The 14,419-nt window shown below is 51.1% G+C and carries 12 protein-coding genes and 1 rRNA gene; 3 read left to right on the top strand and 10 right to left on the bottom strand.

The genetic code is table 11. The annotated features are described in order from the left end of the window. Positions 1 to 29 precede the first annotated feature (29 nt). The 8 genes from porN to ACU52_RS09980 form a co-directional block, all read right to left on the bottom strand. On the bottom strand, positions 30 to 1,055 hold the full coding sequence (gene porN, locus ACU52_RS10015; RefSeq protein ID WP_053398704.1) for a type IX secretion system ring subunit PorN/GldN: 1,026 nt from the start codon (positions 1,053 to 1,055) through the stop codon (positions 30 to 32). 124 nt (positions 1,056 to 1,179) lie between these two features. Beyond that, complete coding sequence (porM, locus tag ACU52_RS10010; RefSeq protein WP_053398685.1) at positions 1,180 to 2,730, bottom strand: type IX secretion system motor protein PorM/GldM; 1,551 nt, start codon at positions 2,728 to 2,730, stop codon at positions 1,180 to 1,182. Positions 2,731 to 2,742: 12 nt separating this feature from the next. Then, entirely contained in the window at positions 2,743 to 3,666 is a 924-nt protein-coding gene (porL, locus tag ACU52_RS10005) for a type IX secretion system motor protein PorL/GldL (protein WP_053398684.1), read from the bottom strand. A 3-nt stretch (positions 3,667 to 3,669) separates the two neighbouring features. Beyond that, complete coding sequence (gene porK, locus ACU52_RS10000; RefSeq protein ID WP_021853591.1) at positions 3,670 to 5,112, bottom strand: T9SS ring complex lipoprotein PorK/GldK; 1,443 nt, start codon at positions 5,110 to 5,112, stop codon at positions 3,670 to 3,672. A 3-nt stretch (positions 5,113 to 5,115) separates the two neighbouring features. Next, the gene (locus tag ACU52_RS09995; RefSeq protein WP_125105622.1) at positions 5,116 to 6,054 is read right to left on the bottom strand and encodes a PorP/SprF family type IX secretion system membrane protein; all 939 of its coding nucleotides are present in this window, start codon (positions 6,052 to 6,054) and stop codon (positions 5,116 to 5,118) included. Between the two features lie 85 nt (positions 6,055 to 6,139). Further along, positions 6,140 to 6,361, bottom strand: a complete 222-nt coding sequence (locus ACU52_RS09990; RefSeq protein WP_021853593.1) for a DUF2795 domain-containing protein — start codon at positions 6,359 to 6,361, stop codon at positions 6,140 to 6,142. Positions 6,362 to 6,412: 51 nt separating this feature from the next. Beyond that, positions 6,413 to 6,976: a cob(I)yrinic acid a,c-diamide adenosyltransferase gene (locus ACU52_RS09985; protein ID WP_021853594.1), complete on the bottom strand. Its 564-nt coding sequence runs from the start codon at positions 6,974 to 6,976 to the stop codon at positions 6,413 to 6,415. Between the two features lie 13 nt (positions 6,977 to 6,989). Further along, on the bottom strand, positions 6,990 to 7,637 hold the full coding sequence (locus ACU52_RS09980) for a hypothetical protein (protein ID WP_147630835.1): 648 nt from the start codon (positions 7,635 to 7,637) through the stop codon (positions 6,990 to 6,992). 1,000 nt (positions 7,638 to 8,637) lie between these two features. On the opposite strand from ACU52_RS09980, the gene ACU52_RS09975 reads away from it, so the two are divergent. From ACU52_RS09975 to ACU52_RS09965, 3 genes are all read left to right on the top strand, one after another. After that, a complete protein-coding gene (locus tag ACU52_RS09975) occupies positions 8,638 to 10,755 on the top strand; it encodes a TonB-dependent receptor (RefSeq protein ID WP_147630834.1) in 2,118 nt (705 codons plus the stop codon). A 512-nt stretch (positions 10,756 to 11,267) separates the two neighbouring features. Then, positions 11,268 to 12,482, top strand: a complete 1,215-nt coding sequence (locus tag ACU52_RS09970; protein WP_021853597.1) for an L-serine ammonia-lyase — start codon at positions 11,268 to 11,270, stop codon at positions 12,480 to 12,482. A 21-nt stretch (positions 12,483 to 12,503) separates the two neighbouring features. Continuing rightward, entirely contained in the window at positions 12,504 to 13,355 is an 852-nt protein-coding gene (locus tag ACU52_RS09965) for an MBL fold metallo-hydrolase (protein ID WP_053398681.1), read from the top strand. A gap of 170 nt (positions 13,356 to 13,525) precedes the next feature. Here the strand turns inward: ACU52_RS09965 and ACU52_RS09960 are convergent, their stop codons facing one another. Beyond that, entirely contained in the window at positions 13,526 to 13,723 is a 198-nt protein-coding gene (locus ACU52_RS09960; protein WP_053398680.1) for a hypothetical protein, read from the bottom strand. Between the two features lie 532 nt (positions 13,724 to 14,255). Next, positions 14,256 to 14,368 (bottom strand): 5S ribosomal RNA (gene rrf / locus ACU52_RS09955). Between the last annotated feature and the right edge of the window lie 51 nt (positions 14,369 to 14,419).

The raw sequence follows: 14,419 nt of genomic DNA, 5'->3' as shown, positions 1-14,419 counted from the left end.
TCGTGGGGCAGTCGTTATCTTGTATTATATCAGTGTCTCTGTCTGCGCACCGTAACGCGTGCTGCCGATGATGAGCCTGAAGAGCTCTTGCTTGACGAACGGCTCTTCTTCACCGTTGTAGACGAGCGGCGGTTCTTCTTCACCTTCTTGCCCTTCACCTTCACTTCGGCCTTTGCAATGCTGTCGAGCGAGTCCTTGCGTGCCTGGTCGCCCCAGATGTTTTTCTCAAAGGCGGCAAGCTCGCCCTCAATGCGCTTCTGCTCCTTGATCATGGCAGAGTCAGTGTGGCAATACTGGCTGAGCGTCTTGCCAAGCATGTTCGTGGTCTTGTATATCTTGCCCTTATACATGTTGCGCGTAAAATAGTCGTCCATGCTCATCGTGGCGGCATTGTTGAGGTTGCTCGTCATTATTATCTGCTTGCTCAGATAAGGAGCCAGGTCGTCGTATTTCACCCAGAAAAGAGGATACTTCTGCGCTCCGTCGCCGAAGTCGTCCTCACGCGACATGATAGGACACAGCGCCAAGACCTTTGTATGGAAGGTGGCAGAAGCCTGGTCGTAATATGCGCTCTCCTTTACATAGAACGACTTAACCTCGCGCGACGGAATGTCGCTGTTGTCCAGACGCACTCGGCCTCCGTTGCGTTCGTAGTATATGTGATAGTTGTCGAGAAAGGCCAGGGGCTTTACACGGGCAGAATCGGTGAACACCTCGTTGCCGTCCAGACGGTACTCATATGCCTTTATGTCGCCACGCATCATCAGCTTGAAGATGTATGTGAACAGGTTCATCTGCGAACCTACAGGCTCTACCGGATAATAAAGGCCGGCATTGGCGTCCTCCTCGAGATTAATCTCACGATAAATGTCGCGGCGCCACACCACATCCTCAGACATGCGGGCTGCCGTCGGATAAGAGATGCGGGCACGGGTGGTAAGCGTCTGTGCGTTCGACTCGTTTTTCTGCTGCTGTTGTCTGCGGCGCGCCGCCGGCTGTGCAGACGCCTCTGCCATGCATGCTGCCAGCAAAAGCAGCACTGCGCACACACGCAAGGTGGGTCCGCCAGCCACCGTCTTGTGGCCATTTGCTATCTTCTTAAAGAACATGAATCTTGTCATATTTATGTTTTTATTTTTATCTCAGCCCGGGTCTGCTGTCCGGCCTCGGGCAAGAGAACTATTTCACAATAACTTCCATTGTCGACGGCAGCGTGCGCTTAATTCCGTCGGGACCTACGGCTGTGATACGGGTGATATAGAACCGCTTGTTGCGCGACAGTCCGCGGAAGGTCTCCCGCTGGCGTTGCGTGAACGAATCGCCATTAGAAACCATTGGCACAGCGTTACCCATGTTGTCGTAGAACACGGTCTCAAAGCTCAGCACCTTGAACGGAATGTCGAGCAGTCCGTCGTCAATGGCGGCCTTGATGCCTCCTACCGACATGAGCGAAGCCTTCGCCAAGCCGCCCGTACGGAAACGGTTGTCGCCGATGGCGATGTATGGTGTAGGATCAGGAAGCTTGCGCACATGGAACGTAAACTGGCCTACCGGCTTGGCGCTGCCTGTCTGCAGCGACATTACGTTTATCGTTACATCCTTTCCTACGGCTGTCGGACGGGCTATATACTTGCCCGGACCCACTGGCTGAAGCGTGCCGCCGCTCATCGATGCCGATACTTTGTTGAGCGGAACGCCCGGGATGCTTATGCTGATAGGATTGCTGTAGCCTGCATAAAGCACATTCATGAGGTCGGCAGAAACCGTTGCGCTGGGGTCTACCACGGTGTACTTCTGTGAGAAATCACGGCGAATCACATCGCCGCTGCCGTTGCGCATTGTGATATAACCCGTGAGATTAAAGTCGCCGGTGCGTCCGGTTACAATCTCATAGGTATTGTTGCGCAGGTTCATCTGCCTTCCGCCGATGTATATCTGTGGCTGCTGCGTAGTGTCTACCGCTGCCATAACGATCTGAGCCGAGAACTTGTCGCCGCGCACTATCGTCTGTGCATTGGGTATCACGAAAGCACTTAGCTTGTTGACGCGTATGTCTTTCATGTCGATATTGGCCACAAGAGTGTGCAACACCTCGCCTTCAGCATAGCGGACATCGCTCTGCAGCTTGGTCAGAAGCGTAACAGCCGCTGCCACAGGCATATCCTCGAACATGTATTCCTGCCAGTTTTTACCCATTGTCCGCGCGTTTTTGGGCAATATCGTGGTAAGATTGCTGGCTATGATTGCTTTCTGACGCTCGTCGGTAACCATCTTCAAGATGCGCTCACGGAATGAGTTGATGGCGTTGAAGAGCTGTTCGCCCTTGCCCGAAGCAGGCGAAAGCATTATCTGGTTGGCAGCTTCGAGGTTTTCTTTGTTCTTTATATTAAGCACGTCGCCTTTTTCTCCGTCAGCCTCTTTCACAATAGCCTCCTTCAGCTGCTGTGCAAAGTTGAACAGCGAGTCGCTCATCTGCTTGACGGCAGTGGCCTTCTCAAACCATGCCTTCACTTTCTGAGGGTTTGATTTCATCTGAGTCTCGAAGTCGCCATAAAGCGATTCGTTCTCTGACGAAACGTTTGAGGTGGTGCGGTGAAGGCTCTCCTCCACAATAGAGAAGCCCTCGAGCACTTCGGTCGAGACGTTAAGCGCAAGCATGGCCATGAGGACGACATACATAAGGTTTATCATCTTCTGGCGTGGAGATACCGGTCTTTTCTTTATTGCCATTGCCTTGCGTTTTTATACTTCTGCGTTGTTTCCGTTGTTTGTTGCTGCGCGCATGTTTACGGTCATGGCCTCTATCATGCGGGCATAAATCTTGTTAAGCTGTTCTATCTGTGAAGCCATCTTGCGCGACTGCTCGTTTATCTGGTCGATAGTGCCGATCTGAGAGCTTGCGCCCTTAAGCTGCATCTCGTAAACCTTGCATATACCGGTGAGAGTGCGGTTGAGATTTTCCATCTCCTCTGAGTCGCGTGTAAGACGTGCGCTCTGCTCCGACACCTTGGCCAGCATGTCTGTAAGTTTCTTGAGTTCTTCAACATAGTTGCTTGTGGCTTCTTCCATCTCAGGCGATACCTGCTGCTGGGCTGTTATCCAGCCTGTAGAAGGCTGCTGAGCGGGCATTCCCTGCGGAGCAGTTCCTGCTGCAGCGGCATATGGCTGGCCTGCAACGAACTCGCCACCGGCAGACGACTGGTCTCCGGCTGACGGCTGAACGCTGTCGTCAGAAGAAGCAACAGCTGCCGAAGCAGGCTGCGGCTGAGCACCGCCACCATTGATATAAACCACATTTCCGCCCTGAACGCCACCACCGGCAACACGCGGAGCAGCCGCCGGAGAGTCAAATCCGTCGGCATCAGCCATGTCAAGTTCTTCGTCGCCATACTCTTCCTCAGCAATATGAGTGGGTATTTCCTTGCCTATGGCTGTCTTGTCGAAAGGACGGTCGAAGGCCGAAATGAAGAACACTATAACCTCAGTGCCCATACCGAAGTACAACATGATGTTGGCTCCGGGAAGGTGAGTGAGCTTGAACAATGTACCAAGGATAACGATAGACGCACCCCAACTGTAAGCGTAGTTCAGGAACGTTTGTCCCGGTACGCTGTCGAGCCACCTCTGCAGGCGGTAGATGATATTATATTTGCTGTATTCTGTCATGTCTTACTTCTTTTTCTGTTTTGAACTTGTTGTGCTTGCCAGACTTCTGACACAGCGGAAACCGATGTAGCAACGGGGCTGATTCTGATACTCCCATGTACGCCATGCCGAACGGATGTACGACTCGGGATCTTTCCATGAACCTCCGCGCACGCTCTTCTTCTTGAGCTTGTAGGGGTCTTCCTTGGCCGCGTTGTAGCGCAGTTCGGGGTTAAGGTCGTTCATGGCGTCGATACCTGCCTCGGTATATGTGGTGCTGGTCCACTCCGCCACGTTGCCCGCCATGTCGAACAGTCCGTTTGAATTAGACGAGAAGATGCCCACACGGCTGGTTATAAGGTTGCCGTCTTCGGTGTAGTTGCCGCGGTCGGGCTTGAAGTTGGCAAAGAAACAGCCCTTATCGTTCTTAACGTCGACAGTCTCCCATGGGAACTCTGTGCCTTCCTTACCACGTGCGGCATACTCCCACTCGGCCTCTGTGGGCAGGCGATAGCGCTGTATGTAGCGTGCCTCTCCGCCAAGACCCTTGAGCAGATAGTCGGTGCGCCATGCGCAGAACGCGTTGGCCTGCTCCCATGTTACGCCCACAACGGGATAGTCGTTATATGTAGGACTGCTGAAATAAAGGCGCATATAGGTCTCGTTGTCAGAGTTGACAAAGTCGTTGACCCAGCATGTTGTGTCAGGATATACGTTGACGATGTATGTATTGAGGAAGTCCCACGGGCCGCTGAGAGGGCGGTCGATGGTCTGTCTTACGATGCGTCCTTCGTCGTCGATGTAAGCAGTGTCCTTTGAAATCATCACCACTTCGTCGGGATTAACCGGTATGTCGGTGTTGAGGTTGCGCTCAGCAGGGTTAAGTCTGTTGCGGCGCAGCGCAGCGGCTGTATAGTCGTAGACCTCATAACGGTAGTTCATCTGGCTGGCGTCGAGCATCTTCTCTCCTGTAACGGGATTTGTAACGTAGAGACTCTCGATGGCTCTCAGCTCGTCCTCGTTAGGCTTGCGCGGCAACGGTTTCTTCCAGTTGAGGTGCGGGGTTACGGGGTCGCCGTTCTTGTCTTCGGTTATCATGTAGCTCTCGTCGCCGCCATAAGACGGGTCGGCAAGACGAGTGCGGAGGATAGAGTCGCGCACCCAGAACACAAACTGCTTGTACTCAGAGTTTGTAACCTCGGTTTCGTCCATCCAGAAACCGTCAACCGATATTTCCTTTACCGGAGTCTGCTTTCCCCACAGGCTGTCTTCTTTCTCCATACCCATCTTGAGGAAGCCTCGCTTTATAAGTGTCATTCCGTAAGGCGTAGGCTCGGTGAAGGCACGCCCGCCTACTCCTACCACCTCGCCTCCGCGTCCTACCGATGCGGAGCGTCCGCCGAAGCATGCAGAGAGCGTGGTGAGCACTATCACGCCAAGGGCAATTATTGTATTTATCTTTTTCATATCTTATAATATTCTCACGCTTTTATGTTTATTCTTTCCTTTTTTATAAAGGTTGAGTGTAGTCTGATATCCGATGAAAAGCTCGTGGCTGCCGTTGCCCATGTTGATGGCCGAGGTGTACACCTCATAGCTGTAGCCTATGTTGATGCCGTGGAAGCTGCCGCCCACCAGCACCGTAACCGAGTTTGTGGGGCTGTAAGACACGCCCCCGTAGAGCATTTTCTTGTCGTTTGTATAGACCAGCCGGCCCGACACGTCGCCTCTCCAGGCCACCCCGTCGGTGCGCAGCAGCACAGACGGATGTATTGTAAGAAACGGATTTCTTAGTTTAATATTGTATCCGCCGGTCAAATAAAATGTAGGATCTATCTGCAATTCGTTTGTTTCGCCCAGTTCAACCAGCGGAGCGGTGAGGTGCTGGGCCGACACGCCCACATACCAGGGGCCGTGCGTGTAATAAAGTCCGAAGCCCACGTCGAAGGCGCTTCCGTTGACGTCTGATGTGGTGAAGGCCGGGTCGCTCGAGTCTTCAATGTCGAGCTTCGAGCCGTCGAAGCCCTCGCTGAGCAGCCCCAGCTGTACGCCCGCACTTATCATTCCGCCGAAGAGCTTGTGCTTGTAGGCATACTGCAGCGCCAGGCGCTGGTGTGTGAACAGACCTATCTGGTCGTTGAAGAGCGAGAGGCCCACGCCGTGATAGTTCTTAAGGAAATACAGCGGCATGTCGGCGCCCACGTACATTGAGCGCGGATTGTTCTCGAATCCTGCAAAGCTTAGGGCATACACCGCCGCAATGTTTAGCTTTGAGGCCTTGCCCACCGAGCCCGGGTTATAGTAAGGCTCAAGGTCCCAGTAGTGACTGAAAGACGCATCATACTGCGCGCTGACCCTTGCCGAGGCCAGCATCATCACTGTTAATATGGTTAAAAGACGTATTCGCACGACAATATAACGCAAGTCATGCAATTTTATTGTATGCAAAAGGGCGGCTCTTTTTCTCTGAGCTGCCCTTTTTTATCAAATTAAATCAATATTCGTCTTCATTAAACAAGAAATCCTCCTTGGTAGGATAGTCTGGCCATATATCCTCGATGCTCTCGTAAACATCGCCCTCGTCTTCTATTTCCTGCAGATTTTCCAGCACTTCCAGAGGAGCACCCGAGCGGACTGCATAGTCGATTAACTCGTCTTTTGTTGCGGGCCACGGTGCATCTTCGAGTTTTGAAGCTAATTCAAGTGTCCAATACATAACCTTTAAAATTTACGTTTTTAATCACCCACAAAAGTACTATATTTTTTCTTATTTGCAAGGTTTCTTCCAGATTTTTTCTCTCACTCCGTAAATAAAGTTTAATTTTCTCGCCAATACGAAAAGATAATCCGACAAACGGTTCACATACTGCAGCACCTCGGGGTCGAGCTCGGTCATCTCGTTGAGCTTGAATATGCGGCGCTCTGCCCTGCGGCACACCGTGCGGCACACGTGGGCAAGGGCTGCTCCGTGTGATCCTCCGGGCAGGATGAACGTTGTCTGCGGAGGTATGTTGGCCGTGATGATGTCAATCTCCTCCTCGACGGCTGTAACTTCTTCCGGATTAAGCGTGTACGACGGCGCAAGGGCTGTCTGTGTCTTGTCGGTGGCCAGATACGAGCATACGGTAAAGAGGTTGCGCTGTATTCTGTAGATAAATTCCTTGTCCTCGCCATCCTTCAAGAAAGAAGCCAGCATGCCGAGATGGGCGCTGAGCTCGTCGACTGTGCCGTAGGCCTCAATGCGTGCGTTTGTTTTCTCTACTCTGACACCTCCCACCAAGCTTGTGGTGCCTTTATCGCCGGTCTTTGTATATACCTTCGTCATCTTCATAGCCATAATGGATTTAAAAGTTAATTATGTAATTTTGTTTATAACGTTTCTCGTCGAAAAACATAAGTCCGCAGTAATACAGGTCGAACGTAACCACGCCGGGCTCATCGCTCACTATGCGCCGCCATATGCCGCGCGCATTGCTGTCGGAATGTATGCCGTGAACCACCACCGCCGAACCGGCACGGGCCGCACTGCATATGGAGGCCAGCTGGTCGGCAAGCCCGCTGCACGGAACGAGCCTTGCCACGAAGCGGCCGCTGCAGCCGCCAATCATGTCGGAAAGGCGCACGGGCGACAAGGCCGAACTGACGCTCTCGATGCGCGCCTTGCGGCATCCGGCACCGAAATATGCGCCGTAAGCGCCGCCGGCATCGTCGAAGTTGACAACGAGCGAGGGCTGCACGCTGTTGGCAAGCCTGAGGCACAGTTCGCACATCTTGCGCTCCACCACGCCCAGGCCGGGATAGCTCAGCGCCAGGTCGTCGTAGGCGTAATAGGGATAATGCTCGTTGATGACATAGCGCACCATGCGGTAGGCCCACGGCGACTGCACGCCAAAGCCGCGGCTATGGCGCATGCGGCTCAGCCACACAAGCATGCGCCGCAGCTTGCCGCATGAACTTGCCGCACTGTATGTCGTCTTATCTGTAGTCATCATGTTATCGCCTTTGCCAAAGTCGGACACATTATATAATATACAGCATGCATTGGCGCTAACCTCCGCCGGCAATAATGCCCGGAGACACCGGTGCCATACACTGACAAAGCATAAGCCACCCAACAGCAAAGTTGTTTTTCATATTGCGCCATTGCCGTGTTGTAATATGCAAATATATATATTTTTATTCGAAAAAAGCATTTTTATTCAAAAAAATGCGACATTCTGTGATAATACATCACTTTGCAGCCGTCTGACCTCACCATAAGTCACTGAAAGCATCTGCAAGGCCGCCGGCTGCGCGACGTAACGCCACTGACATGGCGCAGGCTGCCCATGCCGCACATCAGGCCGTGCGCGGCACAGCCAAAAGGGCACCTTTCGGCTCCTAAAAGGTATGCTTTCAGCCTCTAAAAGGGCGTCTTTTGCACGCTAAAAGGCGACCTTTTGCAACGCGTTGAATATCAAGGCGTTACAGCGGCAGTATTTTCCGTCATCCCAAACGGCCGTCAGGGCGTGCCGGTTGCATCGCTTACGATGTTTTCATAGCCGGTAAAAGCGCCTCTCCGGGCATGGTGACGGCCTTTCTGTTTGCATCCGTACAGCATTTCATTTTTACACAGGCTGAAGATATTAAGTATCTGTATGACACCTATAATGCACCATATCCGACATTATGTCGACAATAACGGCAATATCACTTGCCAAATTCAGAATAATTGCATATATTTGCGGTATGTAAGTATTTTACCGGCATAAAGATACAGACATATTTTATTTAGGTTTAACTAAAAAACGGCAGACTATGAACGACGGCAACACAGGCATACGCCCACATGAAGGCGGCTGACACATGGCAACAGCGAAAGGCTCTGACTGAAAGCAAGACAACACAAACTCAGCTTGCAGCCAAAAGCTGACGCCGCACTAAAGCGGCAGCGGCAACACATGTTTACCGTAGCAGACAACACATCAAGCAACCCCACAAAATCGTAATAACATGAGAAACATAATATTAATACTGTCCCTTATGGCATGCACGGCCGGAACAGCCGCGGCTCAGACCGACTCGCTCGAGGTGGACACAACGCTGACACTGGGCGAAATAACGGTGAAGGGCATGAGAGTGATAAAGAAGGTTGACCGGCAGCTGATAATACCTACGAAGGAGATGGTGAAGGCGTCGTCGAACGGATTTGAACTGCTCAACCTCATGACGCTCGACGGCATAAGGGTAGACCCCGTGATGCAGACCGTGTCGAGCATGGAGGGCGGCTCGGTGCAGGTGCGCATCAACGACATCGTGGCCAGCACGCAGGACATCATGGCGCTCAGGCCCGACGAGGTGGTGCGCGTAGAATATATCGACAACCCAGGAATAAGATACTCTGACAGCGGACTGAAGGCCGTGATCAACTATGTGGTGAAGCGGCGCAGCGCGGGCTACGTGGGCGGGGCAAGCACGATGCAGGCCTTTGCCACAGGATTCAACAACAGCAGCGCTTACTTTAAATATAACTACAAGAAGTCAGAGTTCAGCATTAACTACGGATTCAGCTACCGCGGCTACGACGAGCGCAGCATCAGCAACAACAGCACTTACTATCTGCCCGACGGAACGCAGAAGAGCGTAAACTATATAGGCTACAACTCTGATTTCATGTACACGATGAACAATCTGCAGCTGGGCTACAGCCTGGCCGACCCCGGCAAGTATGTGTTCGACGTGCGCTTATTCTACAACAACTACAACAGTCCCAACAGAGACATGCGCCAGCTGGTGCAGGAGACGGGGCAGCCCGACAGGTATCTCTACAACAAGGTGGTGAACAAAGACCGCACGCCGTCGCTCGACATCTACTACTCGGTCAACCTGCCGCACAACCAGAACATCATGGCAAACCTTGTGGGCACGTACATCGGCACCGACTACAAATACCTGATGAGCAACTATCTCTTCAACGAGTCGCCTGAGCAGTCGGTCAAGTCAGAGCCGCTGAGCGACTACAGCTACATTGCCGACGGACGCAAATACTCGTTGATAGGCGAGGCAATGTATACCAAGACCATGAAGAAGACAGCCTTCACGGCTGGGGCGAGATACTCTGTGAGCAGGACCGAAAACGACTACTCGGGCACCAATGAGACCGACGCACACCTCAACTCGGACAACCTGTATATGTTTGCGCAGCTGCAGGGCAACCTCAGCGTGATAAACTATCAGGCGGGCATAGGTGCCAGCTACACATCGATACATCAGGGCGAGACAGGATTCAACAAATGGACGGCAAGGCCGCAGCTTAGCCTCTCGACAAGTGCGATAAAGAATGTATTCATCAGATACAGCGGAAGCATGGGACAGAACATGCCGTCGCTGTCGCAGCTCACGGAGGTAAAGCAGTATATGAACGAGGCTGTGGCCTACGACGGCAACAGGGATCTGGCGCCATACAACTCTTACAACAACAGCCTTATGGTAAGCTGGTCGATGCCCCTCTTCGACTTCCGCCTTACCGGCAGCTGGTATTATGCGCCCGACATCATCATGAACACCTACAGCCCGGTGATGCAGGAAGACGGAACATACGTCATAACAGCAAGACCTGAAAACCAGGAGAGCTTCACACAGAAAACCGTTGCGGCCAACCTGATACTGCGCCCGATAAAGAACGTGCTCAACATAGCGCTGTATGGCAGCTATAACAGATACGAAAGCCGCGGACTTAGCTACTCGCATAACTTCAACGCATGGCGCTGGAGGGCTTCGGCTTATCTGATGCTGGGCAACTGGAGCGCGTCGGCCGACATATACAATGCTCCGAAAAGTTTCTTCGGCGAGAGCATGACGGGAGGCGAGCGCAACTTCAACCTTAACGTAAGCTACAAATACAAGAACCTTCAGGTGGGCGTCGGCGGCATCCTCGTAGGCTATGCGCAGGGCAACATATACGAGAGCAGCACCACAAGCCGCTATTATAAGAACACGGGAGTTACGCAGATAAAGGACAACGGCAACATGATCTATTTCACTCTGTCGTACAACTTCAGCCACGGACGCAAGTATAAGGCCGACCAGCGCAAGCTGAGCAACAGCGACAACGACAATGGTATCAGATAATGTCCGGCAAGGTGTCCTTACACCCTTTAGCCTCCCTCGCCGCCACGCCATTTCGCTTATGCCGTTCATGGCAAGCTAAGGCGGTACGGCTGCCGGACAAATAGTTCAGCACGAAGCGTTATTAGTATTCCGTCCGTATTTTTGCCTTATATCGAGCGGATTTTCGTCAGTCATTTTGCAGGCACAAAGGGCCAAGTCAAGAAGAGTCTGACGAAAATCCGCTCAATAGAAACAGAAAGGCTGACTGAAAGCATGAATGCACAAAACAGATAAAGTCATGTGCGGCCGAATGACAGATTTGGGATTAGGTATAGTGCCCCTGCATGTCAGCGTTTTCGGGTTTTCACCTGCATAAAGCGCCGTGCAGGGGCACATTTTCGTACCGCATGAATAGCGGTTGGCCCTAACCTCTGTCATGATTCATGTCAAGACCGTTGCATAAAAACGCCGCAGGGCTTTGCCGTTAACGTGTTTTCTTATTATATTTGCAAAGACATTAAGAAAACAAAGATATGAAATCATTAAGGGAATTATACAGGATAGGTAAAGGCCCGTCGAGCAGTCATACAATGGGGCCGCAGAAAGCAGCTAAGATTTTTTTGGAGAAGAACCCTTCAGCCAAGCAGTTTAAGGTTACTCTATACGGCAGTCTGGCAGCCACAGGCAAAGGCCACATGACAGACACGGCCATCATAGAAGTGCTGTCGGCAGCGGCTCCGGTAGAAATCGACTGGCAGCCGTCGGTGTTTCTGCCCTATCATCCCAACGGAATGAAATTTGTTGCTTATGCCGATGAAGATAAAGTGGCAGACGAGTGGACAGTCTACAGCATCGGCGGAGGCGCCCTGTCTGAAGGCAAGGGCCGCGACGACATGTTCAATACGCCCGAGGTGTACGACATGAACACCATGAGCGACATCATGAACTGGTGTTACGAGACGGGACGCAACTATTGGGAATATGTCGACCAGTGTGAGGATTCAGGCTTCTGGGACTATCTTCTCGAGGTATGGCATATGATGCAGCAGGCAGTAGAGCGTGGTCTTAACCACGAAGGACGTTTGCCCGGTCCGCTCAATCTCACCCGCAAGGCTCCCACTTATTATGTCAAGGCTTCAGGCTACAAGCAGTCGCTGCAGTCGAGAGGTCTGGTCTATGCCTACGCGCTGGCTGTAAGCGAGGAGAACGCTTCGGGCGGCACCATCGTAACAGCTCCCACCTGCGGCGCCAGCGGTGTGCTCCCAGCCGTGTTGTATCATCTTTCGAGAGGTCACAACTTCAATGACACCCGCATACTTCATGCCCTTGCCACAGCCGGACTTATCGGCAACATAGTAAAGAAGAATGCCTCAATCTCAGGAGCCGACGTAGGTTGCCAGGGAGAGGTAGGCGTTGCTTGCGCCATGGCATCAGGAGCAGCATGCCAGCTGTTCGGCGGCAGTCCGTCGCAGATTGAGTATGCAGCAGAGATGGGTCTTGAGCATCACCTCGGCATGACGTGCGACCCTGTGTGCGGACTTGTGCAGATTCCGTGCATCGAGCGTAATGCCTACGCTGCAGCAAGAGCCCTCGACTCTAACCTGTATGCAGCATTCTCAGACGGCATCCACCGCGTTTCGTTCGACAAAGTAGTAGACGTGATGAAGCACACCGGCCACGACATTCCTTCTCTTTACAAGGAGACAAGCGAAGGCGGACTGGCTAAGGGCTTTAATATCGTTAAGTGACAACATAAAGACTGCGGAGAGATGAACAAGCCATTAGCTTTATGTGTCATGCTGCTGGCGGCCATTGTGCCGCATGTGGCAAATGGTGGCAACGTAGAAGAGAATGTCGTTATCAGTCAACCTAAAATGGCAGACCAAGCAAATATATCTGAAACCGTCAAGGTAAACGAAGTTACGGTTACCTGTATCAGGGACAACAAGGCAGAGCGCACAATGCAGCTGAGTCTTTTTGGCGACATACCAGAAAGCCTTATTGACAGCCTTGGCATACGCAACGGCATCAAGTCGTCTGTTAATGCCATATTGGTCAAGACAGAAGAAGCAACAATACTGTTCGACACCGGACTCGGAAAGTCGGACAGCCAGTTGCTTACGGCCCTGAGCAATAAGCCTGAAGACATCAAGTTCATCTATCTCACACACTTTCACGGCGATCATATCGGCGGCATGATGAAAGGCGACAAGCCTGTGTTCACCAATGCAGAAGTCTATGCTTCACGTGAAGAATATGAAAGTTGGATGAAAATGCCGGATGAAGCAAAGGCTCAGGTCGTGAAGACAATGAAGGCATACGAAAAGCATTTGCACCTTTTCGAGTTTGGCGACACTCTTCCCGGCAACGTAATTGCGCTTGATGGCAGCGGTCACACTCCCGGCCACACCATCTACAATGTAGACAATGAAGTATTGGTTGCAGGCGACATAATTCACGGAATGGCACTCCAGCTAAGCCATCCCGAATATTGCGCCTCATACGATATGGACAAAGAAAAGGCAATAAGGACACGCAAGCGCATTCTGAATTACGCCAGAGAGCATAAAATAGATATTGCCGGTATGCATATCCCCCTGCCTGGCATAATCCCGTTGTAATGCGTTTAAAATGCCTCAGAAAGAAACAAAACTATCGTATTGAGGATATCAAACAGCAATATTCGGACAGAATAACAGAACGGAGAGAAAACAATAAAGTAAATCCGCCGTAAACAAAATATGATTAAGGCCCAAGGAAAGGCATAAATCTAACCACAATAAGCAATATATCAAAATATAATCTTCGGAGCATAAGCCAAGAGATATAATACAGAAAAGAAATACGCTTCCGCCCGCCTGACTAATAAAGCATTTCTGCATAAGGTCAGGCGGGCGGAATCATTTATGAAAATCTGCCAATAAGCATCCTCGATAATTGTAGCTTTATATTGAGTTGTTCGTCCGGCTTCAGTTGTTTTATCACTCATACATTCCTTTATGCACAGCCAATGCAACCTCAAACGTCCTTCCGCCTAATTATTTGCTCGTATAAGGAATTATCAAATGTTGTCTTGCTATATGCGAAATCAGCGCCAAACAGCGCAAGAACTAACTATCTTTGAACAATTCTCATTTCTATTTCATTCCAACAAGCCATCTGCCGCCTAAGGCAGAAACATTAATAAAACCTCATTGGACTCACCATTTCACCTGCACTCACGCATATCCTATTGCCATGGCCTGAAAGTGCAGCACTTCATGCATTGGATATCACTACAGAAAACCTTCCATTTCTAAATATCGGATATCTGCATAATTATAAAAATGACGGTTAAAATATTTGGATTTGAACATAGAAAGCGATTTTGGTTAAAATAATAATTCCCATTACTTATCATTCCCATCCGTCACATTAGTCTTATTAGTCTCATAAGTCTCATTAATCTCATCCTCAGTGGGAATCAAACAAAAAAAGAGTCCCTGACATCATAACTGACGTCAGGGACTCAACTCTGAAAAAAAAGGCGGCCTCCTACTCTCCCGCATTGCATTGCAGTACCATCGGCGCAGGCGGGCTTAACTTCTCTGTTCGGAATGGGAAGAGGTGGAACCCCGCCGCAATAACCACCTAAATATGGCTTTTTGACGGTCTCGGCACAAGAACAAAACATTAGTGAACCTAG

Source organism: Xylanibacter rarus (assembly GCF_001275135.1).
In the GTDB taxonomy this organism is placed as follows: domain Bacteria; phylum Bacteroidota; class Bacteroidia; order Bacteroidales; family Bacteroidaceae; genus Prevotella; species Prevotella rara.
Note: the sequence above shows the minus strand (reverse complement) of the source record. Positions and strands in the feature narration are given on the sequence as shown.